The sequence below is a fragment of the Streptomyces sp. NRRL F-525 genome (assembly GCF_000716605.1).
Classification (GTDB): domain Bacteria; phylum Actinomycetota; class Actinomycetes; order Streptomycetales; family Streptomycetaceae; genus Streptomyces.
This window is the reverse complement of the sequence record NZ_JNXE01000029.1, coordinates 56,804-81,161: the sequence shown is the minus strand read 5'-3', so window position 1 is coordinate 81,161 and position 24,358 is coordinate 56,804. Positions and strand designations below refer to the sequence as shown.

Sequence of the window (24,358 nt, the reverse complement as noted above, 5' to 3'; positions counted from 1 at the left end):
GGGGGATCAGAGCGAGCATGGCCAATTTCTCGAAGTCGAACGTGCCACAGTTCTCGGTCGACGTGTACCAGAACGAGTACCTGCCGGAGGGCGGGCGTGAGGTCAACGCGATCGTCACGGTGACCTCGACCGGCGGCGGCACCATCGGGAGCCCGGTCGCGGCGCCCCATCTGTACTCGGCCGGGCAGGGTCCGGACGCGGCCGTGGCGATCATGGTCGACTGTTCGGGGTCGATGGACTACCCGCCGACCAAGATGCGCAACGCCCGCGACGCCACGGCCGCCGCGATCGACACCCTGCGCGACGGCGTGCACTTCGCGGTGATCGGCGGCACGCATGTCGCCAAGGAGGTCTATCCGGGCGGCGGGGCGCTCGCGGTCGCCGACGCCCGCACCCGCGACCAGGCCAAGCAGGCGCTGCGCAAGCTGAGCGCGGGCGGCGGTACGGCGATCGGCACCTGGCTGCGCCTCGCCGACCGGCTGCTGTCCTCGGCCGACGTCTCCATACGCCACGGCATCGTGCTGACCGACGGCCGCAACGAGCACGAGGCGCCGGAGGACCTGAAGGCCGCGCTCGACTCCTGCGCCGGACGGTTCACCTGTGACGCGCGGGGCGTCGGCACCGACTGGGAAGTGAAAGAAGTCACAGGGATCGCCTCCGCACTGCTCGGCACCGCCGACATCGTCGCCGACCCGGCCCACCTCGCCGCCGACTTCACGAAGATGATGGAGACGGCGATGGGCAAGGAGGTCGCGGACGTCGCGCTGCGGCTGTGGACGCCGGTGGGCACGGCCATCAAGTTCGTCAAGCAAGTCGCGCCCCGGGTCGAGGAGTTGACCGACCGCCGCACCGAGGCGGGCCCCCGCGCCGGGGACTACCCCACCGGTTCCTGGGGAGACGAGTCCCGTGACTACCACGTGTGCGTCGAGGTCCCCGAGGCCGGCATCGGCCAGGAGATGCTGGCCGCGAGAGTCTCGCTGGTCGTCCCGCAGCCCGACGGAAGCACCCAAAGCCTGGGCGCCCAGGGCCTGGTGAAGGCCGTGTGGACCGACGACATGGTCGCGTCCACGTCCATCAACCCCCAGGTCGCGCACTACACCGGCCAGGCCGAACTGGCACAAGTCATCCAACAAGGGCTTGATCTCCGCAAATCGGGAGATGTCGACGGAGCAACGGCCAAACTGGGACGGGCCGTTCAGCTCGCCAGCGTCTCCGGAAACGCGGATACTGCGAAACTGCTTGCGAAGGTGGTGGACGTGGTCGATGCCGCGGCGGGTACTGTGCGACTGAAGGCGAAGGTCGCGGAGGCCGACGAGATGACTCTCGAGACACGGTCCACAAAGACTGTTCGTGTAAAGAAGTGACCTAGCAAGCACGACTCCGTGAGACCGAGAACGACCCTGTGCGAAAGGGGGACGCGCCGACATGCCGACCTGCCCGAACGGACACCAGTCGGGTTCCGACGACTGGTGCGAGGTCTGCGGTCACCGCATGGCCGGTGCCGTGCCCCCGCCCCCTCCCCCGCCCCCCGGCGGCGGCTACGGCTTCCCGCCGCCCGCCCCCGGCCGCGCCCCGTCCGCCGAGGCGGAACTCTGCCCGCAGTGCCGCACGCCCCGCGAGGGCGGTGCGCCGTTCTGCGAGGAGTGCCGGTGGAACTTCCTCACGAACACGGCGACGTCGTACACCCCGGCGGCCCCGCGCCCCTCGACCCCGGGCCCCGGGCCTGGCCCGAGCCCGGCGTCCCGCTTCCAGCAGCAGCCTCCGCCGCCCGGTGCGGGTCCCGGTCCCGGTCAGTCCTACGGCGGTGACCCCTACGAGTACCAGGGGTCGCGGCCCTCGCAGATGAACCGGCCCGCGGAGCCCATACCCCCGTTCGGGAGTGAACCGACGGGGCGGCCTGGGGGTCCTGGTGGGCCCAACGGCCCCGGTGCCTTCGGTGGCGAGCGGCAGGGTGGACCGGGTGGTCCCGGTTCGCAGGGGTTCGGTAACGAGCGGCAAGGTGGGCCCGGCGGCGGTCCTGGTGGCCCCGGCCCGCAGGGGTTCGGCGGCGAGCGGCAAGGTGGGCCTGGCGGGCCCGGTGGTCAGGGCTCGCAGGGCTTCGGCAATGAGCGGCAGGGTGGGCCCGGCGGTCAGGGCGGACCCGGCGCGCAAGGTTTCGGCAGTGAGCGTCCGGGCGGCGGTCCCGGCGGCCAGGGTGGTCCCGGCGGCCAGGGCGCGCAAGGCTTTGGTGGCGAGCGGCAGGGCGGCCCCGGTGGCCCCGGCTCGCAAGGTTTCGGCAATGAGCGGCAGGGGGGGCCCGGCGGTCAGGGCGGACCTGGCGCGCAGGGCTTCGGCGGTGAGCGCCAGGCCGGCGGTCCCGCGCCCTTCGGGAACAACGACCCGTCCGGTCCGCCGCGGCCGTTCGGCAACGACCCCTCCGGCCCGCCCCCTCCCCCGCCCTTCGGCAACGAGGCGTCCGGCCGGCCCGGCTCCTTCGGCAACGAGCAATCCCCGGGTCCCGGCGGCCAGTTCGGCAACGAGCGACCCCGCCAGGGCGACTTCGGCGGCGGCCGCCCCGGCACCTTCGGCGGCGAGCGGCAGGGTCCGCCCGGGCCGTTCGGCAACGAGCCCTCGAACCCGCAGGGTCCCCCGAACTTCGGCGGCCCCGACCCCTCGCGGCCGATCCCGCCGCCGCCCGGACCGACCCCGCCCGCGGGTCCCGGTGGGACGAGCGGCGCCCCGCAGGCGTTCCAGCAGTCCGCTCCGCCGGCCCCGCCCGGGTTCCCGCAGGAGACGAACCGTCCGCAGCAGGGCGGCTCGCCCTTCGGCGGCGGTGACGACGACTGGGTGATCTCCCCGCCGACCCCTGGCTCCCCCGGTTCTCCGGGTGGACCCGGTGGTCCTGGCGGTCCTGGCGGTCCCGGTCAGGGTGGTGGCGGCTACGGCTATCCGCAGCCCGGTTCGAACCAGGCCCCGCCGCGTCCGGCGTATCAGCAGCAGCCGACGACGTGGATGGCGACGATCGGGCCGGACCGTGAGTACTTCATGGCGATGATGCAGCGTTCGGGGCCGGAGGCCGCGGGGCTCAATCTGCCCGCGTACTCGCCTGAGCAGCAACGGCAGTTGACCGGGAACCAGATCACCATCGGGCGTCGGCGGCACTCCACCGGGGAGTCTCCCGACATCGACCTGTCGGTGCCGCCGGAGGACCCGGGTGTTTCGCATCAGCACGCGGTGCTGGTGCAGCAGCCGGACGGGAGTTGGGCCGTCGTCGATCAGAACTCGACGAACGGTACGACCGTCAATGGTGGCGAGGAGCCTATTCAGCCGTTTGTGCCGGTGCCGTTGCAGGATGGGGATCGGGTGCACGTGGGGGCGTGGACGACGATCACTGTGCGGCGCGGCTAAAGACGGGTCGTTCGTCGTCTGCCGCGCCGTCGTGGCTGGTCGCGCAGTTCCCCGCGCCCCTGGAAGGGGCGTTGTAGTCACCGGAGAGGCCAAGTGTGCGGGCTCTCCGGGGCGTCCAGCCACGCTCGCGCCCCCTCACCGGTGACCGTGACGCCGTAGCGCTCTCGCCCGGGTCTGCCTTCTTGCTCCCACAGCTCTCGGGCGTCCCGCGGATCAAGCGCGCCATGGGTGAGGGTGAGCAGGAAGCGGAGCAGTTCGTGGTCGCCGGGGCGGTGTGGGATCTCGTCCTGTACGGCGGGGTCGGTGCCGCGCAGGGGGACGAAGTACGCGGCCGTGTTCAAGAAGGTGCCCTCGGCATGCTCCGCGTCCCGCACGGTGAGGGCGATCAGGCCGGTGGCCAGGGGGGCCAGGATGCGGGCGCCCGAGGTGCACTGGGCCAGCCAGGCGGGTGGGATCGATGTGAGGGCGCAGGTCGCGATGATGCGGTCGTAGGGGCCGTGTTCGGGGACTCCGCGGGTGCCGTCGCCGGTGATGACCGTCGGGCGGTATCCGGCGTCGGCGAGGTGGGTGCGGGCGGAGTCGGTGATCTCCGGTTCCAGGTCCACGGTCGTCACCCGGTCGTCGCCGAGCCGCTCCGCGAGCAACGCCGCGTTGTAGCCCGTCCCCGCGCCGATCTCCAGCACCCGGTCGCCGTCGGACACCCGCAGTTCGGCCAGCATCCGTGCCATCAGGGACGGCTGGCTGCTGGACGACATCAGCTCCCCGTCCCGTAGCCGCGTGGCGAGCGGTACGTCGGCGTAGACCCCGCGCAGCCAGCGCTCGCGGGTGCGCGGGTCGGGGCTGTCCCTCCACAGGCGTTCGTTCCCGTCGGCGACAGCCGCGTAGTAGTACGGCACGAACAGGTGCCGCGGTACGGCCGTGAACACCGCCCGCCAGCCGGGGTCCGCGTCCCAGGCGCCGCTCAGGCCGATCGCCCGCACCAGTTCCGCCCGCGCGGAGACGGCGAGGGCGTCCAGGTACCAGTCGTCCTCGTGGTCTTCGTCGAGAGCGTGCGCGCTCATACGTCCACTGTCCTGCCGTAGCGGCCGGGAGGCGAGCGGTCCTAAGTCCGAAGTCCTCCGCCGCCCCGTCTGAGACCATGGGGGGTGTGAACGAGATTCGGCGCGGCACGCTTCAGGAGCAGACCTTCTACGAGCAGGTCGGCGGGGAGAAGACCTTCCGTCGGCTCGTCCACCGTTTCTACGAGGGCGTCGCGGAGGACCCGCTGCTGCGGGCGATGTACCCGGAGGAGGACCTGGGTCCGGCCGAGGAGCGCTTCGCCCTCTTCCTGATGCAGTACTGGGGCGGCCCGACGACGTACAGCGACAACCGCGGCCACCCGCGCCTGCGCATGCGCCACGCTCCGTTCCAGGTCGACCAGGCCGCGCACGACGCCTGGCTGAAGCACATGCGCGTCGCCGTCGACGAACTCGGCCTGTCCGAGGAGCACGAGCACACGCTGTGGAACTACCTGACGTACGCGGCCGCCTCGATGGTGAACACGGCGGGCTGACCACCGTTCACTGAACGTCGGATTCCGGTCGTTCGGCGCCGGATTCCGGTCACGATCCGGTCAAGCAGTGGTCGCAAACGGTTACTCGCCGCCGGTCCCCTCTGGCAGCATCGCCGGGGAAGATCCGGACGACGGCGGGGGGCCGGGTGGGGTTCGTCCTCGTACGCGCGCGGGCACATCGCCTGCTGCTCGCCGCTGCCCTGCTCACCGTGCTGCTGACCACGGCCGTCCTCACGACGCTCACCGCCTACTCGGGCGCGATCGGCGACGCGGCGCTCCAGCACTCCCTGAACGACGCCCGCAACGCCCCCGACACCGCCCTGATCGTCAAGGCCGACGTCCCGCCCGCCGAGCGCGCGGCCGCCGACACCGCCGTACGGAAGGCGGCGGGGCGGACCTTCGACCAACTGCCCGTGACCGTACGGACGTTGATGCGCTCGGGGCCGTACGCCCTGCCGCGCTCGCTCCAGCCGCGGGCCGAGCGGTCCGGCGATCCGGATCTCACCTACTTCGGTGCCCTGGACCGGTCGCAGGTGCGGCTGGTGTCCGGACGCCTCCCGCGCGCGACGGGCTCGGGGGACATCGAGGTCGCGCTGCCGCGCACCGCGGCCGAGGGGCTCGGGGTGCGGGCGGGCACGCGGCTCACCCTCGACAACCGGCTCAGCGGGCCCAAGGCGCACATCCTCGTCACCGGCGTCTACCGTCCCACCGTCGCGAGCGCCGCGTACTGGCTCCTCGACGACCTGCGCGGCCGCGGCCTCAGCACGGCCGGTTTCACGACCTACGGCCCGCTGCTCACCGATCCCGCGAGCCTCGCCGGGCTGAGCGCCGGGCAGTCCGCGTGGCTCGCGTCGGCCGACTTCTCCACGCTGACGACCGGGCGGATCGGCACCCTGCGCGGGACGGCTGCGGCGGGCAGCGCCTCGTTGCGAAAGTCCGGTGCGGTCAAGGGAGTTACCACCGCGACGACCTCGCTGCCGGACGTACTCGACCGGATCGACCGCTCGTTGCTCGTCTCCCGCTCCACCCTGCTGATCGTCGCGCTCCAGCTCGCGCTGCTCGCGGGGTACGCCCTGCTGCTGGTGGCCCGGCTGCTGAGCACCGAACGGGCGGGCGAGAGCCGGTTGTTGCGGGCGCGCGGCGGTTCCCGGGCGCGGATCGCGGGCCTGTCGGCGGTGGAGGCGCTGCTGCTCGCCGTACCGGCCACGGCAGTTGCGCCGCTGCTCGCGGGGCCGCTCACCGAACTCCTCGCCGGGCACGGCGCGTTGGCGCGGATCGGCCTGCACCTGGACACCCCGGCGGGCGGCCGTGCGGGGGTGTGGCTGGTGGCGGCGGCCGTCGCCCTCGGCTGCGCGCTGGCGGTGACGCTCCCCGCGCTCACGTCGTCCTTCGAGGGCGGCCGGGCCCGCGCGGTGCCCGCTCCGCTGCGCGCGGGTGCGGACATCGGGCTGCTGGTCGTGGCCGGGGTCGCCTACTGGCAGCTGAACCGGCAGACCTCGGGAGCCGTCAGCACCGACGACTCCGGGACGCTGGGCATCGATCCCCTGCTCGTCGCGGCCCCCGCCCTGGCCCTCCTCGCGGGCACGGTCCTGACGCTACGGCTGCTGCCGCCGGTGGCACGGCTGGCCGAGCGCCGGGCCGCCGCCGGGCGGGGGCTGCCGGTGGCGCTGGCGGGCTGGCAGTTCAGCCGCCGTCCGATGCGCGGTGCCGGGCCGGTGCTGCTGCTCGTGCTCGCCCTGGCGCTGGGCATGCTGGCCATCGGCCAGAGCGCCTCCTGGAACCGCTCACAGAGCGACCAGGCCGACTTCCAGGCCGGGGTACCGGTCCGTGTACTGGCCGCGGGTGACGGCGGGTTGGGCCGCACGGAGACCTACGCGGACCTTCCCCGCGTACGGGAGGCGGCCCCGGCCGTCCGCACCTCCCTGTCCCTCTCGGGCGACCGCACGGCGACCGTGCTGGCCCTGGACACGGCCCGCGCGTCGGACGCGGTACTGATCCGCGGGGACCTGACCTCGGGACACCCCGCCGGACCACTGCTGGCCGGCCTAGCGCCGAAGGGGACCACTGCCGGGAGCCAAATCCCGGCGGGAACAGCCCTGTTGAAAATGCGGGCGGGCATCCGCAGCACGGGCCCGCGGATGGCGGTCGACGTCACGGCCACGGTCGAGGACCGCTACGGCACGCCGTACGAGGAGCCGCTCGGCCAACTCCCCACGGACGGACGGTCCTACGACCTGACACTCGCCCTGTCCCCGGCACTCGGCCCCCTGACCTTCACCGGGCTGCAACTGGACCTGCCCCAGCCCGGCGAGCGCGCCGCCCAACAACGCCTCACGGTGAGCGAGTTGAGCGCCACGGACGCGCGGGGCAAGGTACGGAGGCTGACACTGCCCGCCGCCTGGACGGGGCGGTCCTCCGTCAGCGCGTCGTACGGCACGGCCAACCCGCGTGCTCCCAGGGTGAGTTCGGCGAAGCCCCTGACCGTCGACTACGACACGGGATACATCCCGGGCAAGGACTTCTGGACGATCGCCTCCGTCACGGTGCAGTTGCGGGTCGCGCAGCCCGCGGTGCCCGAGATCACGGCCGTCGCCACCGACCGCTTCCTGGCCTCGGCGGGCGCGCGCACCGGACAGCGGGTGCAGGTGACGCTCGGCGGGGAGAACCTGCCGGTGCGGATCGTGGCGGCGGTGCGGGGGCTGCCGACGACGGGTGACTCCGCCGATTCGAGCGCGCAGGACGGGGGCGCGCTGCTGGTCGATCTCCGGTCCGTGAACTGGGTGTTGGAGGCGAGCTACGGCGCGAGCGTCACGCCCACCGAGTGGTGGCTGCGGACGGCGCCGGGCGACGCGGCGACGGTGGCCGCGGCGGTGCGCGCGCTGCCCGACGTCGATCCCACGGAGGTCGTGGTGCGGGAGGAGATCGCCCAGGAACTGCGCGACGACCCGTTCGGCGCCGGACCTGAGGCCGCGTTCGCCGCGGCGGCGCTGGTGGCGGCGGCCCTCGCGGCGGTGGGGTTCGCGGTCAGCACGGCGGGGTCGCTGCGGGAGCGCGGCGCGGAGTTCGCCGTCCTGCGCGCGCTGGGCGCCCCGCGCCGCCAGCTGGCCCGCATGATCGCCGCCGAACAGGGCGTCCTGGTCGCGCTGGCCCTCGTGGTGGGCACGGCCCTGGGGACCGTACTCACCCGGGCGGTGATCCCCCTGATCGTCCTGACGGCCCGCGCGACCCGCCCGGTCCCGCGCGTCCTGGTCGAACTGCCCGTCACCCACGTGGCGTTGCTGCTGGTCGCGGTGGCGGCGACACCGCTGATCGTGACGGTGGCGCTGGCGTTGCGGCGGGCCGATCCGGCGACTTCACTCCGGGAGCAGGGGGGTGAGTGAGATGAGGGACGTGAGAGCCGGAAGTGCGGTGCATGCCGGGGGTGTTGAGGGTTCCGGTGCCGCCGTGACCGCCCCCTGGGTCCGTACCCGGCTGCGCTCCGCCCCCGGTGCCGCGTGGGCGCTGGCGCTGCTCGTCGTGGTGACCGCGTGTCTGGCCGCCTCTTTCCCGAGGGCGCTCGACCGGTACGAGGACGCCGGGCTGCGGCACGCCGTACGGCAGGCGGGCCCCGACCGGACCTCCGTCCAACTCTCCGGACCGCAGCCCGACTTCGTGGTCCCGCAGCGAGAGCGCGAGGCGGACCTGCGCCCCGCCGAGCTCCGCAGGCAGTACGACAAGGTCCGTACCGCGGTCGGCCGTCCCCTCGTCATCGACCCCGCCCAGTCCGCGTACGGCGTGCGTCCCGCCGAGGACCTCGCCGTGCCGGACAGCTGGATACCGCGCCCGAACGGGCTGCCCGCGCACGTCTACCCCGCCGCCCAGAGCGACCTCGCCGGACACGCGACGGTACGGGAGGGCCGGTTCCCGCGCGCCTCCGGCCACGTCACCGCGCAGACCCCGGGGATCGAGGCCGCGGTCACCGTCGCGACCGCCAAGAGCCTGCACATCAAGGTGGGTTCGGTTATCCACGTACCCGGCGAGGGACGCGCCCCGCTCGCCGTCCGCGTCACCGGCATCCTCACCCCGCGCGACCCCGCCGGCGCCTACTGGTCGACCCAGCCCCTGCTGCGCACCCCGACCCTGGTCGTCCTGCCGACGCCGGACCAGCCGAAGTACTGGCTCGGCGCCCTGCTGTTGGCCCAGGACGCGGCCCCCGCCCTCCTCGGCACAGCGGCGAAGCCGGTCCCGTACTGGCAGTTGGCCCCCGACCCGACGGCTCTGCACGCCCACGACCTGGACAGCCTGAAGGCCGCCGTCGCCGCACTCGAATCGGGCCCGGGCCTCCAGCGGGTCCGCACCTACACCAACCCCGACACCGACCTGAGCACCGGTCTCGACGACGTGTTCGCCACCTTCGGCGAGCTCCGGTCCGGCATCCGCCCGTTGACCGCCGTCGCGGCCTTCGCCACCGGCACGGTCGCCGTCGTCGTCCTCCTCATGGCGGGCGGCCTCACCGCCGACCGCCGCCGCACCGAACTCGCCCTGCTCCGCGCCCGCGGCGCCTCCCTGCGCGGCCTCACCGCCCGCCTGCTCGCCGAGACGGCCGTGATCGCCGTACCGGCAGGGGCACTTGGCCTGACGGCCGCGCTGCTGGCCGTCCCGGAGGGCCGCGCCGTCTACGCCGTCGCGGCCGCCCTCGCGGTCACCCTCACCGCGACCGCCGCGCTCCCCGCACGCGCCGCGCTCACCCACCGGGCCGTCCGCGTCCACGGCCCCCGCGAGGACGTGACGACCGTACGTCCCTCCCGGCGCCGGACGGTCGCCGAACTCACCTTGCTGGTGGTGGCGTCCGGCGCGGTGGAGGCCCTGCGCCGACGCGGGACGTCCAGCTCGGCGGGAGATCAACTGGTGTCCCTGGCACCGGTGTTGGTGGGCGTGATCGCGGCGCTGGTGCTGGTGCGCGTGTATCCGTTCCTGCTGCGCGGGCTGGCCCGTCCGGCGCGCCGGCTACGGGGCGCGGTGGGCCATCTGTCGCTGGCCCGGGCGGGCCGTACCTCCGTCTCCGCGGTGCTGCCCCTGCTGGCCCTCCTCACGGCGCTCACGACGGCCGCGTTCGGCGGTTCGGTCCTCGCGGGTGTGAGCGACGCCCGTGACCACGCGGCGCTCCTCGCCGTCGGCGCGGACGCCCGCCTCGACGCGACCGCTCCCCTGCCCTCCCAACTCTCCGGCGAGATCAGCCGGTTGCCCGGGGTGCGCGGTCTCGCCGAGGTGAGCATCACCGACGAGGCGAAACCCAGGGACGGTCTGGAGGCGGTCCCGCTGGTGGGCGTGAACCCCGGCGACTACGCGGAGTTGACGCACCACACCGGCCTGGGAACCTTCACCGAGGGCCAGTTGAAGCGCCCCGCGGGCTCGGGTGCCGTCCTCCCCGCCCTCGCCTCGCCCTCCGTGGCCACCGCCTACGGCACCCGCCCCTTCCTCGTCCGGCTGCCGGACACCAGCGCGGTCACCGTGCGGATCACGCTCGTCCGGGACGTGACCCCGGCCGTGTCCGGCGCCGACTTCCTGGTCGTGGACCGCGCCGGATTGTCCGGTACGGCGGCCCGCCCGACCTCGCTGCTGGTGACCGGCGGCCGGGTGAGCGGGGCCGCGCTGCGCAAGGCGGCCGGGACCTCGGCCGGGGTGACGGTACGGGCCGAGGAACGCGCCCGGTACATCGACTCGCCCCTCCAGTCCGGCGCCGAGCGCATCTACACCGCGGCGGTGGCGGCGGGCGCCGGTTACGCCGTACTGGCCCTCCTGCTCTCCCTCCTGCGCGCGGCCCCGGAACGCGCCGCCCTCCTGGCCCGCCTCCGCACGATGGGCCTCACGCGCGCCCAGGGCCGCCGTCTGCTGATCCTGGAGTCGCTGCCCCAGGCCCTGTTGGCGGCGGCGGGCGGCGCGCTCACCGGCTGGGCGACGATCCGTCTGCTCGCCCCGGGCTTCGACCTGACGTCGGTGGCCCTGGCGTCGGCCCGGAACCCGGTCGGGGAGGCCCAGTTGAGAACCGACCCGGTGTCCCTGGCCGTCCCCGCGATCGGGGTGCTGCTGGTGGCGGTGGGGGTCGCGGGGGTGCAGGGGTGGTGGTCCGGACGGCGGGGATCCGTACGGGAGTTGAGGGCGGGGGACGCGCGGTGAGTCGTAGCGACACGGTTTACGCCGAAGGCAGTTGGGACCGAGGAGATCACCGATGACCACGAACCCCACCCTCGCCGACCTGGCCACCCGCGCGGCCGAGAGCCGCAACCGGCCCGCCTACGGCCATGACGCCCTGATCACCTGCGACCGGCTGGTCCGTATCTTCACCGCGGACGGGGTCGAGGTGCAGGCGCTCCAGGGGCTCGATCTCCTGGTCAGGGAGGGCGAGTTGATGGCCCTGGTGGGGGCCTCGGGCAGCGGCAAGTCGACGCTCATGAACATCCTGGCCGGGCTGGACACACCCACCGCCGGTGCGGCCCGGGTGGCCGGCCGGGATCTGCTCGCGATGACCGCCAAGGACCGGCTCGCCTACCGTCGTGAGGTCGTCGGGTTCGTGTGGCAGCAGACCTCCCGCAACCTGCTCCCCTATCTGACGGCGGCTCAGAACATCGCCCTGCCCATGCAGTTGTCCGGCATCCGCTCCGGGCGCCGGGCGAAGGCCGAACGTGCCCTGGAACTGCTGGAGTTGCTGGATGTCGCCGACTGCCGCGACCGGCGTCCGCGCGAGATGTCGGGCGGTCAGCAGCAGCGGGTGGCGATCGGGGTGGCCCTCGCCAACGCCCCGGCCGTGCTGCTCGCCGACGAACCCACCGGTGAACTCGACTCCCACACCGCCGAACAGGTCTTCGCCGCGTTCCGCACCGCGAACGAGCAGTTGGGCACCACCATCGTGATCGTCACCCACGACCAGGCGGTGGCCACCGAGGTCCGCCGCACGGTCGCGATCCGCGACGGCCGCACCTCCACGGAGGTCCTGCGGCGCAGCGAGGTCGACGCGACGACGGGTCACGAGACGGTCGTAGCGCGGGAGTACGCGATGCTGGACCGGGCGGGGCGGCTCCAACTGCCCGCCGAATACACGGAATCGCTGGACATGCGGGACCGTGTGGCCCTGGAGCTGGAGTCGGACCACATCGGTGTGTGGCCCGACGACAGCGAGCAGCGGTGACCGCGCTCAGCGCACGCTGACGCCGAGCGCCCCAAGCCCCGCCCTGCGGACGGCGATCGAGCCGTACGGGGTGCGGAGCCGCAGCCACGCGCCCGACGAGAAGAGGCCCGACTCCCCGCCGGGGCGGAGGAATCCGAGCGACTGGGCCGCGTGCACGGCGCGCACCGGGAGCGAGGTCTCGCCGACCGTGCGGGACCAGATCTCCCGTCCTATGCGGTCGAGTTCGGTGCGCGTGCGGGCTTCGGGGGTCAACTCCTGGGTGCGGGAACGGAATTCGGCGACTCCGGCCGCGATCATCCCGCGCAGTGCCTGCGGGCCGGGGAGGCCGGACTCGGGGGTCCAGCCGCGGCGCGGTGGCAGCACCCCGGCCCAGGGCGGGCCGGTGACCGCGGCCGGTACTCCGGCCGTGGCCGCCAACTCGTCGAGGGATTCCAGGAGTTCACCGGCGGAGACGGTCACGTCGAGCGTGACGTCGAGGCCGTTCTCGTAGGGCTTGGCGAGGCGTACCGCGCGGATGGCGAGGACCTCGAAGGACGGTGGCCGCCCGAAGACGGCGAGTGCCGTGCCGGCCGCCTGGAGGCGGACCGCGGCGGCGCGGTCGTAGTGGAGCAGCCGGGAGAGGAAGGCCGCGAGGTCCGCCGCCTCCCCTTCGTCGGCGAGGTGGAGGACCGTCATGCGGCGACGGCCTCGTCCTCGGCGTCGTCCCGGTATTCCTCCAGGAACTCCCGTTCCGCGTCGGTGATCCGGCGCGGGCGCTGGGCCGCGAAGTCGAACGGGACGACGACCGTGGAGGCCCGGACGTAGACCAGGTCGCCGTCCTTCACCTCGTACGTGATGGTGAAGGACGCCGCCCTGATCTCCGTGATCCACAGCTCGATGTCCACGGGTGTGTGCCGGTGGACGAGCTGGCGTTTGTAGTCGATCTCGTGGCGCGCCACCACCGACCCCTGCTGGAACTCCTTGTCCGGGCGGAACAGGAAGTCGATACGGGCTTCCTCCAGGTAGCGGAGGAAGACCACGTTGTTCACGTGGCCGTACGCGTCCATGTCCGCCCAGCGCAGCGGGCAGCGGTAGATGTGGCGCAAGAAGATCAGCCCCGGGTCAGCTTCTTGTAGGTGGCGCGGTGCGGACGAGCCGCGTCCGCACCGAGTCGCTCGACCTTGTTCTTCTCGTACGACTCGAAGTTGCCCTCGAACCAGTACCACTTCGACTCGCCCTCGTACGCGAGGATGTGCGTCGCGACCCGGTCCAGGAACCAGCGGTCGTGGGAGATGACCACGGCCGCACCGGGGAACTCGAGCAGCGCGTTCTCCAGCGACGACAGGGTCTCCACGTCGAGGTCGTTGGTGGGCTCGTCGAGGAGCAGCAGGTTGCCGCCCTCCTTGAGGGTCAGCGCCAGGTTCAGGCGGTTGCGCTCACCACCGGAGAGGACACCGGCCGGCTTCTGCTGGTCCGGGCCCTTGAAGCCGAAGGCGGACACGTAGGCGCGGGACGGCATCTCCACCTGGCCGACGTTGATGTAGTCGAGCTCGTCGGAGACGACGGCCCACAGCGTCTTCTTGGGGTCGATGTTGGCGCGGCTCTGGTCGACGTAACTGATCTTGACGGTGTCGCCGACCTTGATGGAGCCGGAGTCCGGGGTCTCAAGGCCCTGGATCATCTTGAACAGCGTGGTCTTGCCCGCGCCGTTGGGACCGATGACCCCGACGATGCCGTTGCGCGGCAGCGTGAAGCTCAGGTCGTCGATGAGGACCTTGTCGCCGAACGCCTTGGAGAGGCTCTGGACCTCGACGACGATCGAGCCCAGACGCGGGCCCGGCGGGATCTGGATCTCCTCGAAGTCCAGCTTCCGCATCTTGTCGGCCTCGGCCGCCATCTCCTCGTAACGGGCGAGGCGCGCCTTGGACTTGGTCTGACGGCCCTTGGCGTTGGAGCGAACCCACTCCAACTCCTCCTTGAGCCGCTTCTGGCGCTTCTCGTCCTTGCGGCCCTCGACCTTGAGGCGGGCGGACTTCTTGTCGAGGTACGTGGAGTAGTTGCCCTCGTAGGGGATCGCGCGGCCGCGGTCCAGTTCGAGGATCCACTCGGCGACGTTGTTCAGGAAGTACCGGTCGTGCGTCACGGCGACGACGGCGCCCGCGTACTTCGTGAGGTGCTGCTCCAGCCAGTTCACCGACTCGGCGTCGAGGTGGTTGGTGGGCTCGTCGAGGAGGAGCAGGTCCGGGGCCTCGATCAGCAGCTTGCAGAGCGCGACGCGGCGCTTCTCACCGCCGGAGAGGTTGACGACCGGCCAGTCGCCGGGCGGGCAGCCCAGCGCGTCCATGGCCTGCTCCAGCTGCCCGTCGAGGTCCCAGGCGTTGGCATGGTCCAGGTCTTCCTGGAGCTTGCCCATCTCGTCCATCAGGGCGTCCGAGTAGTCGGTCGCCATCAGCTCGGCGACCTCGTTGAAGCGGTTGAGCTTGCCCATGATCTCGGCGGCGCCGTCCTGGACGTTCTCCAGGACCGTCTTGGTCTCGTCCAGCTCCGGCTCCTGCATGAGGATGCCGACGCTGAAACCGGGCGTCAGGAACGCGTCGCCGTTCGACGGCTGCTCGAGCCCCGCCATGATCTTGAGAACGGTGGACTTACCGGCACCGTTCGGCCCGACCACACCGATCTTCGCGCCGGGCAGGAAGCTCAGCGTCACGTCGTCAAGGATGACCTTGTCGCCGTGCGCCTTGCGCGTCTTGCGCATGGTGTAGATGTACTCAGCCAAGAGAAACCGTCCGGCAGCTTGAAATCTGGAGTGGGCAGACGTATCCATCTTGCCTGAGGTCCCGGCTTGGGTGGTAACTCGTTTGGCCGGGGGGCTGTGAGCTGGGGGTTCGCCGCGGACGGCGGCGCCCCGTCCGGCGGGAACTACGCGGGCTTGCCCGGAGTCCCGCTCCACGGCCAGTACTCGAACCCGTTTCCGGTGTACCAGTCGAGCCTGGTGCCGCCGCAGACGCCGCTGTGGACGTCGAGGAAGTCGTAGTCCACAGCCTTGATCGACTTCTTGGGGAAGGTCACCGACAGCTCGGTGGTGACCGTGCCCCGCGCGGGGATCGTGCCCAGGGACAGGGCCGTGGAGTTCCACAGCGCGAGTGAGCCGTTGGTCTTCTTGTTCCAGTGCAGGCTCATCCTGTGCCAGTGCCCGCTGCCCACGCGCCACTGCACGAGGGGCGCCGGCCCGCGGTTCTTCAGGAGATTGCCCAGGGCGAAGACGTAGGTGGCCTTGGGCAGCGCCACGGCCTCGGTGTTGTGCACGCGGAGGCGGGCGTGCAGCGCCACGCCGGCGCTGTGCGCGGTGGGCACCACCGACCCGGCGGCGTCGGAGACCGAGACCGCTCCGTATCTGCACGTGTACGCCGCGGTCGCCGCGGCCCGCGGCTGCGCGGCTTCGGCCACGACGGTCCCGGGCACGGCGCCGAGCAGACCGGTCGCGGCCATCACGACCGCTCCACGGCGAACGGTGGTCCTCATCGGTGGTTCCCCCCCACATCCGGTGTCGATGGTGTTCCGTGCCCTCACCGCTACCGCTACCGCTACCGCTACCGCTCAGCCCTGCTGCCCGGGCTTGCGGTCCCGCAGCAGGACCAGGGTCGTGGCGCCGATGCCGACCAGGCCCAGGGCGAGGACCGTGATCATCGGGGTGATGCCGGAGCCGCCGGTCTCGGCGAGGTTGGTGTCGACGGTGGTGCCGCCGACCGTCGCCGGGCTCGGCTCGCTGAGCGTCTGCGTCACGGCACCGCCCGCGTCGCTCTGCGTCCGGCAGTCGAGGACCCCGGTGAACCGCTTCTCGTAGCCGTTCGGCCCCGTGATCGTGAAGTCGTACGCCTGGTCCTCCTGGAGCGGGACCGTCACCGTCGCGGACTTACCGGCGTCGATGCCGTGCTCGACGCCCATCAGCTCGAAGGTGAACGTCGCGTCGCCCTGGTTGGCCGCGGTGATGTCCAGGGCGCCCTCGGCACAGTTCTTCTGCGCCGACAGTGCCGGTATGGCACCGGTCTCCGCCCAGTTCGCGCTCGCGGCCGCGGCGACCGTCGACTCGCTGGAACCGGCGAGGATCTGCGTCTGGCTCCTGCTCTCGGAGGTGAAGGCCCGGCCGACGGGCACGGTGGTGGAGGCCTGCACGGTCAGGTCGGCCGACCCGGCCCCCGCATCCTCGGGCACGTCGAAGAACACCTGGCTGCCGTCCGCCGCCGACGTGACGACCTTGCCGTCCTTGTCGACGATCCGGACCTTGGTCGTGGCCGCGTCGGCGGGCGGTGTCACCGTCACCCCGCTCGCGTTCGTGTGCACGGTCACCGGGCCGAGCCGCTCACCGGGGTGACCGGAGACCGCGGGCGGGTCGAGGGTCAGCGAGGCCTTCGGCTCCGCCACGTTCCGCGCGCTCTTCTCCAGGTAGTCCGCGAGCTTCTCCGCCTGCGGGTCGACCGCGTCGACGTCGGCGCCGTCCGAGTAGCGCCAGATGGCCACCTGGGTGCCGGCCGCCGCGTCGCTCTCGGTCAGGCCCTTGGTGCCGGCCTTCGCGGAGAGCGCCGCCAGGTCGTTCACCTGCGGGTAGGAGTGCTGCAGGATCCAACTGATCTTCCCCGCGCTCTTGTTGGCGCCCAGCGACGTGCCGCTCCACGCGGTCTCGTGGTACTTGGCGTCCCGCTGGGTGGGGTTGCGGAGATCCACGCAGTACGTCTGGAGGGTGCCGCCGCCGTCCACGGACATCTCGAACAGGCCCGCGGAGACCTGCACATCGGCGGCGCCGTCCCCGTGGATCACGGCGGCGCCGTAGGTCTTGAGCCCGCCTATCGTCGCCGTCGCCCCGCCCTGGGTCTGCGGTGTCCCGTCGGCGACGGCCGGGCCGGCACCGGCCAGCACTCCGGCGGCGACGAGTCCGCACACCCAGGTCGCGGCGACGAAGCGCACGGCGCCTCGGCCGCGCAGGGACAGCGCGGAGAACACAGACAACGCAGGTGACACGGAATTCCCCTTCGAGCAGGACCCGTCGGCGTGGGAGTGCGGTCCCACCAGCAGAATCAAAGCGCCGGGAACTGTGCCCGAGCTATGCCCGGCATCCTAGGGACGCGGGCGCACCCCCTTCTCCAGTCGGGTCATCCGATAACCGATCCGAATCGGAATCGTTATCCCCAAGATCGCCTACGAGCAGGGCTTATCGACAAATCCACCGGGTCTTTCGGAGCGCATTCATCGATAAGCCGCAGTTCGATCAGCTCGGGGCATTCACTGACATCACGTCACCACGAGTGGCTCCGCGAGCTGTTGACCGGAATGCTCCTGGCCGACGGAATCGGAATCCGCGGCCGAATCCCCGTCCGGCGTCTCCCAGTTGGGCTCGGGCCGGGGCGGAGAGGCCGCCGTCTCCTGCCTGTTGGCCCGGCGGAAGGCCGACGTCCCGCGTGCCAGGTCGTGGCCGACCGCGACCGCGTCGATGTCCGCCGAGGACCAGCTCGGCTGTCCCTCGCGCACGTCCGTCCGCACCTTCAGCCGGCCCTGGACGACGACGGGGTCGCCGACCGACAGCGACGCCGCCACGTTCGTGGCCAGCTGGCGGTTGGCCCACACCGTGAAGAAGCTGGTGTGGCCGTCCGTCCACTCGCTCTTCTCCCGGTCGAAGTACCGCGCGGTCACCGCCAGCCGGAACCGCGCCGACGGTCCCGTCGCCAGGTCTCGGTACATCGGCTGGGTCGCCACATTGCCGACCGCGCAGATCGTGGTGTCGTTCATCGCTCGTCCCTCCCTGACCCGGCCCCGCGAGGCCGAGCGGAAACGCGTACGGGCCCGTCCCGTACGGCTGCAGTCAGACTGCCTCCGCCGAGCCGGGCCCGCCGAGCGCTGTGGACCACCGCCCACCTGTGGAAAACCTCGTCACCCGGACGAGGGAACGACATTCGGACCTCGGTTCACCCGGCCCCGATGCCCGCCCCCGTGACCCGCGCGTACTGCTCCCGCACCTCCCGGTACCGCAGCAGCTCAGCGGCCAGCGGATCGAGCACCCGCGCCCGTCCGCATCCCGCCGCCGCTTCCCGCAACCGGCGTTCCGCGTCGAGGCCGTAGCGCCGGGCGGGGCCGCGGGCCGCCATCCGGCAGCTCCACTCGACGAGCGGGCCGCCGATGATGCCGGCCACCATCAGCAGCACGGGCACGCCCAGGTTCGGTGCCATGAAGCCGATGATCTGGCCCACCAGCCAGAGCCCGCCGACGACTTGGAGGATCGTCATGGACGCCTGCGCGAGGACGGCCGCCGGCCACCAGCCGGGACGCGGCGGCCGCCCCACCGGCAGCCCGGCCCGCGCCGCCAGCTCGTCCAGCGCCTCGGGCAACCCCTGCGACCCGCGTACGGCCGCCTCGCGCACCGCCTGCGCCCACGGCGCCGGGAGCCCGCCGGAGGCCCGGTCGGCGACCGTGCGGACCGCCTGTTCGACGCGCTGGCGTGCCGTGGCCTCCTCGTCGGCCTGGGCGCGGACCGGCAGTCGGCCGGTGACGGGTTCGCGCCGGTCGTTGTACCAGCGCCACAGCCGCAGCCAGGGCGTGCCGCAGGCGCGGTTGGCGTTGCGCAGCCAGGCGCGTTCGGCGGCCTCGCCCGCCGCGGTGGCGCCCACCGAGTCCGCGAGCCGCGCGGCGAACTCGTCCCGCGCCTCCTCGCTGAGCCCGGTGCGCCGCCCGGTGGCGTAGACGGGCCGCAGCCGCCACGCGGCGGCGTCCACATCGGCCGAGATCCGCCGGGCGGCGGCGCCGCGGTCCGCCACGAACTGGCCCAGGACCTCCCGCAGTTCGGGGATGCCGTCCCCGGTGAGCGCGGACAGGGAGAGCACGGTCGCGCCGGGTTCGCCGTACTCCCCCAGGGCGATCCCGTCCTCGTCGAGCAGTCGCCGCAGATCGTCGAGGACCTGGTCGGCGGCCTCCCCGGGGAGGCGGTCGATCTGGTTGAGGACGACGAACATGACCTCCGCGTGGCCCGCCATCGGCCGCAAGTAGCGCTCATGGAGGATCGCGTCGGCGTACTTCTCCGGGTCGACGACCCAGATGACCGCGTCGACGAGCGCGAGCACCCGGTCGACCTGTTCGCGGTGCGCGACGGCCGCCGAGTCGTGGTCGGGCAGGTCCACCAGGACGAGCCCGCGCAGCTGGGCCTCCATCTCGGCGCTCTGCAGGGGGCGCCGGCGCAGCCGTCCCGGGATGCCGAGCCGGTCGATGAGGGTGGCCGCGCCGTCGCTCCAGCTGCACGCGATGGGCGCGGCGGTGGTGGGCCGGCGTACGCCCGTCTCCGAAATGGCCACTCCGGCAAGGGCGTTGAAGAGCTGCGACTTGCCGCTGCCGGTGGCGCCCGCGATGGCGACGACGGTGTGCTGCCCGGAGAGCCTGCGCCGCGCGGCCGCCTCGTCGAGCACCCGCCCCGCCTCCGCGAGGGTCCCGCTGTCGAGCCGGGTGCGGGAGAGCCCCACGAGTTCGCGCAGCGCGTCGAGACGGGACCGCAGCGGCCCGTCGTACGCCAACGGGGCCGGGACGTGGGCGGCTTGTGCGGCGTGCGCGCTGTGCGCGGCCTGCGCGCGGGAGGCCCTGATCTCCACGGCGGCGGCCTGCTGCGCGGCGGTGGTCTCGTTGACCCGCCGCGCGATCAGCCCGTCGTCCCAGGAGCCGGTCGATTCCTCGGGGTCCGCCGGATCCGCGGGCGCCTTGGACTCCGTACGCCCTGAGGCGTCGGCGTCGGCCCGCACGCCCGCGTGGCCGTCGGCGTCCTCCGGGGCACCCGCCTCCTCCGCGTCCTCTACGGGGAGGCCGTTTGCGGGAGTTGACGCTGAATCGCCCTCTACGGGGGAGGCGTTCTCGGGGTGCTCGTCCTGGGCGGCGACCGCGTCCCCGGTGTGCGTGACGTGGTCCATCTCGTCCGTGTGGTCCTGGTCAGTGACGGCAGTCACCGGTCACCTCTCCTTCTGCAGTACGGACAGCGCGGCGATGAGTTCGGCCTGGGGTTCGGGGTGCACCTCGAGGGCGTCGAGCGGGGCGAGCCGCCGTTCGCGCTCGGTGTGCACGACCCGGTCCAGATGTTCGTTGAGCAGCCGCCCGGCCCGGTCGCGCAGCCGCAGCGCGCCGTGGGCGCCGATCCGCTCGGCGAGCCCCTCGCCCGCGGACCGCGCCCTGCGGCCGCCCAGCAGCGCGGTGGCGACCAGGGCGGCGACGACCTCGGGATCGGGCGCGATGCTCCGGTCGAGGTCGGCCACCTCCTCCTCGGCGTACTCCTCCAGCTCGCGCCGCCACCGCCGTACGGCCATCCCGATGCGGTGCTCGGCGCTCTCCAGCGACGGATCGCGCTCGGTGAGCTCCGGGGCGCCCGCGGCCGGTTCGCGGCGCCAGGCGTCGTCCACGCGCTCGTCGGCGGCCGTGACGGCGCACAGCAGCAGTGCGGCGAGGCTCTCCGCGAGGGCGTCGAGCAGTTCACCGGCGGAGCAGTCGAGCGGGAAGGCGCGCCAGCGCTTCAGCGCGTCCCCGGCGAGCACGGTCCCGGCCTGCAACCGCCCCCGCACACGCGCGTGCTCGCTGTCGTACGCCCCGTCGACGGCGGCCGTGAGCCGGAGCGCGGCCGCGTACTGGGCGGCGGCGGCGCTGGCCAGTTCGGGCATCCGCGACTTCAGCGAGTCGAGGACGCCGTAGGCCGTGCGGGCCATGGACTGGTGCCGGGCACCCGGGTCCTGGGCCTGCTGGACGAGCCAACTCCGCAGTGTGGCCACGGCGCTGGCCGGGAGCAGCCCGCCGCCCCAGGCGGATTCGGGGAGTTCGGGCACCGTGAAGCGGGGGACGTCGCCGAGGCCGGCCTTGGCGAGCAGGGCGCCGTACTGCCGCGACACCTCGGACACCACCTGGTGGGGCACCCGGTCGAGGACGGTCACCAGGGTCGCGTTGTGCTCCTTGGCCGTGCGCAGCAGATGCCAGGGCACGGCGTCGGCGTAGCGGGCGGCGGTGGTGACCATGACCCAGATGTCGGCGGCGCAGATGAGTTCGGCGGCCAGCACCCGGTTGTCGGCCACCAGGGAGTCGATGTCGGGCGCGTCCAGGAGGGCGACCCCGCGCGGGAGGGTGTCGGCGGTCTCGATCCGCAGCACACGCATACCGTCCTCACCGGGGAGGAGCAACTCGTCTCCCGGGTCCTGATGGGGCACCCACACGCGCGTGAGGTCGGGCAGCACCCGCATGCCGCTGAACCAGTGATGGTCCTCCGGGTGGCAGACGAGCACCGGTGTACGGGTCGTCGGCCGCAGCACACCGGCCTCGCTGACCCGGCGCCCGACAAGGGAGTTGACGAGCGTCGACTTCCCCGCACCGGTGGAGCCGCCGACCACGGCCAGCAGCGGTGCTTCGGGTTCTTTCAGGCGGGGCACCAGATAGTCGTCGAGCTGGGCGAGCAGTTCATCGCGATTGGCACGCGCGCGTGGAGCCCCCGCCAGGGGCAGCGGGAAGCGTGCGGCGGCGACACGGTCGCGCAGGGCGGAGAGTGCGTCGAGCAGCTGAGGCCGTACGTCCAAGGTCACCACATGTGAAGAATGCCCAATTTTGGGGGAATTCTGAAGCATATGAGCACGCCTGCGCGCCGACAGAACACAACGGACGGAAGGGATGACTGGGGCATGGGCACAGTCCAGGCATAACGAGTGCACAACACCCGTGGCCCGGGGCACCAAAAGCGATGCACGATTCGTACCTGCCTGCGATTATCAGGACCGCTTCACTGAACCTCCACATCGAGCCACGGAGGTGAAGCAACAGGGACAAGGACCCGGGAGCCCTATCCTTGTCCCCGGCAACGTCACGGACCGGCCCACACCCGGGCACACCACGACCGAGGCCACACACCCGGCCCCCGTAGCTCAGTGGATAGAGCAGGCGCCTTCTAAGCGCTTGGCCGCAGGTTCGAGTCCTGCCGGGGGCGCCATTGAGTCCCTTTCCGGCCATGTATCGATCGGTCGGATCATCGAGAGCCGCATGGGATTCTTCCTGGAAAACTCCGCCACCGACGCGGATAAGATGGCGAACTTCTGCTGCCGGAGCAGCCTTGTCTGATCATGATCTGTCTGCTTGAGGTGTGCCCTACATGAGCGAGACGGTCGGCGGTGTCGCCACCCGCGCCCCACTGATCCACCCGAGTCCGTCGCAGTCCACCGGCCCCGCGCCACTGCACCGCGCGATCACCCTGCTCGCCGTCATCAGTCTGTTCATCGGCACGCGCGGTGAATGGTCGACAGCGATCGCCAACCGGCCCAAGGTCGGCGCAGTGATCATGCTCGGGTATGCCGGGATCCTGATCCTGGGCATCCTGGCCCTCGCCGTGCGCGGCCGTCGCGCTCTCGTCCTGGTCGACGCGGGGGTGCTGCTCCTGGGCATGGTGCTGGCGCTGTGTTCGTACGCCCTCGGCGGCGGGATGAACGACGAGACGGTGCTGATGACCCAGGCCACGCACGAGTTGGTGCACGGCCACGCCGTGTACGGGCACGAATGGCCATGGGTGTTCGAACGCAGCCACGTCGGCGTGACAAAGACGATGTCGGGCGGCGCGGACTACTCCTTCGCGTATCCGCCCCTGGCCGTGCTGTTCAACGCCCCCGTGTACGCGTTGATCGGCGCCAAAGCGGCCACGCTCGTCCCGACCCTCCTGCTGCTCGTCGGCGCCGCGGTGCTGTGGTGGCTGCTGCCGACACCGTGGCGGTCGGCCGCGACGGCGGTCTGCCTGGGCTTCCCCATGCTCAAGGGCTACGCGGCCATGGGCTACCCGGCGATCCCGGCACTCGTGCTGCTCATCCCGGTGGTGATCCGCTGGCCCGCGATCGGCGCCGGGGGACGGCTGAGCCGCTCGGACTTCGTGCGCGCCGGACTCCTCGGAGCCGCCTGCGCGACCCACCAACTGCCCTGGTTCCTCACGCCGTTCCTGCTCGTCGGTGTCTACGCGGTACGGAATGGCGAGCTCCCGGCGCGGGCGGCCCTCGGCGTGGTCGCACGCTTCACCGCGATCTCTGCGCTCGTGGCCCTGGCCGCCAACGCCTACTTCATCGCGCAGAGCCCCCGGGCCTGGATAACCGGCCTGGCCCTGCCGTTCACCCAGCACGGGGTCCTGCACGGCCAGGGCATCATGGGCCTGTCGTACTACTTCTCCGACGGCAGCAGCCGACTGGACTTCTACTCGTACGCCAGCATGTTGCTCGCCGCCGGACTGCTCACCCTGTTCGCCCTCTTCGTACGGCGACTCGGCCCGGCCGCCACCGTACTGCCGTGGTGCGCGTTCTACCTGGCCACCCGTTCACAGGACGGCTACTACCTACTGATGACCCCGTTGTGGGTCGCTGCCGCCGCCACCGTCACCAGCTCCGACTTCGCCTTGGCCTGGCAGCCCCGGCTGCCGTTCGGCCAGCGGCGAGCGGTCAGCGCGATGGTGGCAGCGGCGGTGCTGGCGCCGGCCGCCGCGTGCGTGGCCGTCGCCGCCGCGAGCGGGCCACCGATCCGGCTGACGGTCAGCGGCGTACGGGGCGACAGCGGCGGGATCCACAGGCTCACCGTGCGGGCGACCAACGCCGGTGACACCGCGCTGACTTTGCACTTCGCCTCCAGCACCGGCGAGAGCACATCCGCGTACTGGACCGTGCGCGAAGGCCCAGCCGTGCTCGGCCCTCACCAGTCGGCGCGCTACGAACTCGTGCCCGCCGGTGGAAGCTACTCCCTCCCGGACCGGAAGCATCTGCGGGTCCGGCTGCGGGTGTTCACGGACCGGCCGCAGACGCTGAGCAGCGTCGACATCCACGTACCGAAGGGGTAGGCGGAGGACGCCGGTTCGTCCTCTCAGCGTTTCTGGGAGAGCTCCCCGGGAGCGTTCTCCACGCGGATCGAGTCCTTCTCCCACACCTCAAACGGCCTGTCAACCGCACCGCCGCCCACCAGATCGTCTACGCCGACCCGGCCTCGGGGCCACCGGGACACTCCTCCCAGCCGGAACGGCTGTCGCGCTTCCCCCGCGCGGCTACATGGCACGCCTGGGATACGCGATCGTCACGGCACCGTCGGCCGACATGTCCGTCGACATCACACCGGCGAGGTGAACTCGCCGCGGCCGAGCTGAACCGGCCGAGTCCGACGGCGAGTTGACGCCGGGCTTGTCCGCGCACCGGCGCACGGGCGCGGTGCAGGTCGGCGAAGCGACAGCGCCGATATCCACATCTGCGGACCTGTCGGTCGAGGAC

16 protein-coding genes and 1 tRNA gene are annotated in these 24,358 nt (G+C 72.3%); 8 read left to right on the top strand and 9 right to left on the bottom strand.

Translation table 11 applies throughout. The features are described from left to right. Positions 1–17: 17 nt before the first annotated feature. Both OO69_RS33180 and OO69_RS50580 read left to right on the top strand, forming a co-directional pair. Complete coding sequence (locus OO69_RS33180) at positions 18–1,364, top strand: vWA domain-containing protein (RefSeq protein ID WP_033284570.1); 1,347 nt, start codon at positions 18–20, stop codon at positions 1,362–1,364. 61 nt (positions 1,365–1,425) lie between these two features. Then, positions 1,426–3,387: an FHA domain-containing protein gene (locus OO69_RS50580; protein WP_033284569.1), complete on the top strand. Its 1,962-nt coding sequence runs from the start codon at positions 1,426–1,428 to the stop codon at positions 3,385–3,387. A gap of 77 nt (positions 3,388–3,464) precedes the next feature. On the opposite strand, the gene OO69_RS33170 is transcribed toward OO69_RS50580, so the two are convergent. Beyond that, positions 3,465–4,448: a methyltransferase domain-containing protein gene (locus tag OO69_RS33170; RefSeq protein WP_033284568.1), complete on the bottom strand. Its 984-nt coding sequence runs from the start codon at positions 4,446–4,448 to the stop codon at positions 3,465–3,467. Between the two features lie 77 nt (positions 4,449–4,525). On the opposite strand from OO69_RS33170, the gene OO69_RS33165 reads away from it, so the two are divergent. The 4 genes from OO69_RS33165 (at position 4,526) to OO69_RS33150 (ending at position 12,104) form a co-directional block, all read left to right on the top strand. Continuing rightward, positions 4,526–4,939, top strand: coding sequence for a globin (locus tag OO69_RS33165; RefSeq protein WP_033284567.1), 414 nt, complete (start codon positions 4,526–4,528; stop codon positions 4,937–4,939). A 146-nt stretch (positions 4,940–5,085) separates the two neighbouring features. Then, positions 5,086–8,319: an ABC transporter permease gene (locus OO69_RS33160; RefSeq protein ID WP_033284566.1), complete on the top strand. Its 3,234-nt coding sequence runs from the start codon at positions 5,086–5,088 to the stop codon at positions 8,317–8,319. A 64-nt stretch (positions 8,320–8,383) separates the two neighbouring features. Next, complete coding sequence (locus tag OO69_RS33155; protein WP_033284621.1) at positions 8,384–11,095, top strand: FtsX-like permease family protein; 2,712 nt, start codon at positions 8,384–8,386, stop codon at positions 11,093–11,095. Positions 11,096–11,147: 52 nt separating this feature from the next. Next, the gene (locus OO69_RS33150; protein WP_033284565.1) at positions 11,148–12,104 is read left to right on the top strand and encodes an ABC transporter ATP-binding protein; all 957 of its coding nucleotides are present in this window, start codon (positions 11,148–11,150) and stop codon (positions 12,102–12,104) included. 6 nt (positions 12,105–12,110) lie between these two features. On the opposite strand, the gene OO69_RS33145 is transcribed toward OO69_RS33150, so the two are convergent. The 8 genes from OO69_RS33145 to OO69_RS33110 form a co-directional block, all read right to left on the bottom strand. Continuing rightward, positions 12,111–12,779 (bottom strand): hypothetical protein, encoded by a 669-nt coding sequence (locus tag OO69_RS33145; RefSeq protein WP_033284564.1) that lies wholly within the window; start codon positions 12,777–12,779, stop codon positions 12,111–12,113. Further along, the gene (locus tag OO69_RS33140) at positions 12,776–13,189 is read right to left on the bottom strand and encodes an acyl-CoA thioesterase (protein WP_033284563.1); all 414 of its coding nucleotides are present in this window, start codon (positions 13,187–13,189) and stop codon (positions 12,776–12,778) included. The genes OO69_RS33145 and OO69_RS33140 overlap by 4 nt, the downstream gene beginning before the upstream one ends. A 5-nt stretch (positions 13,190–13,194) precedes the next feature. Then, positions 13,195–14,859, bottom strand: coding sequence for an energy-dependent translational throttle protein EttA (gene ettA / locus OO69_RS33135; RefSeq protein ID WP_078652673.1), 1,665 nt, complete (start codon positions 14,857–14,859; stop codon positions 13,195–13,197). Between the two features lie 143 nt (positions 14,860–15,002). Beyond that, the gene (locus OO69_RS33130; RefSeq protein WP_158713449.1) at positions 15,003–15,605 is read right to left on the bottom strand and encodes a hypothetical protein; all 603 of its coding nucleotides are present in this window, start codon (positions 15,603–15,605) and stop codon (positions 15,003–15,005) included. A gap of 75 nt (positions 15,606–15,680) precedes the next feature. After that, positions 15,681–17,099 (bottom strand): Cys-Gln thioester bond-forming surface protein, encoded by a 1,419-nt coding sequence (locus OO69_RS33125; RefSeq protein WP_420707926.1) that lies wholly within the window; start codon positions 17,097–17,099, stop codon positions 15,681–15,683. Between the two features lie 270 nt (positions 17,100–17,369). After that, the gene (locus OO69_RS33120) at positions 17,370–17,864 is read right to left on the bottom strand and encodes a single-stranded DNA-binding protein (RefSeq protein ID WP_033284561.1); all 495 of its coding nucleotides are present in this window, start codon (positions 17,862–17,864) and stop codon (positions 17,370–17,372) included. Positions 17,865–18,040: 176 nt separating this feature from the next. Beyond that, on the bottom strand, positions 18,041–20,056 hold the full coding sequence (locus OO69_RS33115) for a YfjP family GTPase (protein ID WP_033284560.1): 2,016 nt from the start codon (positions 20,054–20,056) through the stop codon (positions 18,041–18,043). 3 nt (positions 20,057–20,059) lie between these two features. Then, positions 20,060–21,667 carry a dynamin family protein gene (locus OO69_RS33110; RefSeq protein ID WP_033284559.1) on the bottom strand — a complete coding sequence of 536 codons (1,608 nt, stop codon included), beginning with the start codon at positions 21,665–21,667 and terminating at the stop codon, positions 20,060–20,062. A gap of 322 nt (positions 21,668–21,989) precedes the next feature. Here OO69_RS33110 and OO69_RS33105 point away from each other — a divergent pair. Then, a tRNA-Arg gene (locus OO69_RS33105) sits at positions 21,990–22,065 on the top strand. A gap of 159 nt (positions 22,066–22,224) precedes the next feature. Further along, positions 22,225–23,937, top strand: a complete 1,713-nt coding sequence (locus OO69_RS33100; RefSeq protein WP_033284558.1) for a membrane protein — start codon at positions 22,225–22,227, stop codon at positions 23,935–23,937. The last annotated feature ends 421 nt before the right edge of the window (positions 23,938–24,358 follow it).

Bases quoted from the DNA above. Each gene is read 5' to 3' on its own strand.
- OO69_RS33180 (WP_033284570.1), top strand. From the start codon at position 18: ATGGCCAATTTCTCGAAGTCGAACGTGCCACAGTTCTCGGTCGACGTG.
- OO69_RS50580 (WP_033284569.1), top strand. From the start codon at position 1,426: ATGCCGACCTGCCCGAACGGACACCAGTCGGGTTCCGACGACTGGTGC.
- OO69_RS33170 (WP_033284568.1), bottom strand. From the start codon at position 4,448: ATGAGCGCGCACGCTCTCGACGAAGACCACGAGGACGACTGGTACCTG.
- OO69_RS33165 (WP_033284567.1), top strand. From the start codon at position 4,526: ATGGGGGGTGTGAACGAGATTCGGCGCGGCACGCTTCAGGAGCAGACC.
- OO69_RS33150 (WP_033284565.1), top strand. From the start codon at position 11,148: ATGACCACGAACCCCACCCTCGCCGACCTGGCCACCCGCGCGGCCGAG.
- OO69_RS33145 (WP_033284564.1), bottom strand. From the start codon at position 12,779: ATGACGGTCCTCCACCTCGCCGACGAAGGGGAGGCGGCGGACCTCGCG.
- OO69_RS33130 (WP_158713449.1), bottom strand. From the start codon at position 15,605: ATGAGGACCACCGTTCGCCGTGGAGCGGTCGTGATGGCCGCGACCGGT.
- OO69_RS33120 (WP_033284561.1), bottom strand. From the start codon at position 17,864: ATGAACGACACCACGATCTGCGCGGTCGGCAATGTGGCGACCCAGCCG.
- OO69_RS33100 (WP_033284558.1), top strand. From the start codon at position 22,225: ATGAGCGAGACGGTCGGCGGTGTCGCCACCCGCGCCCCACTGATCCAC.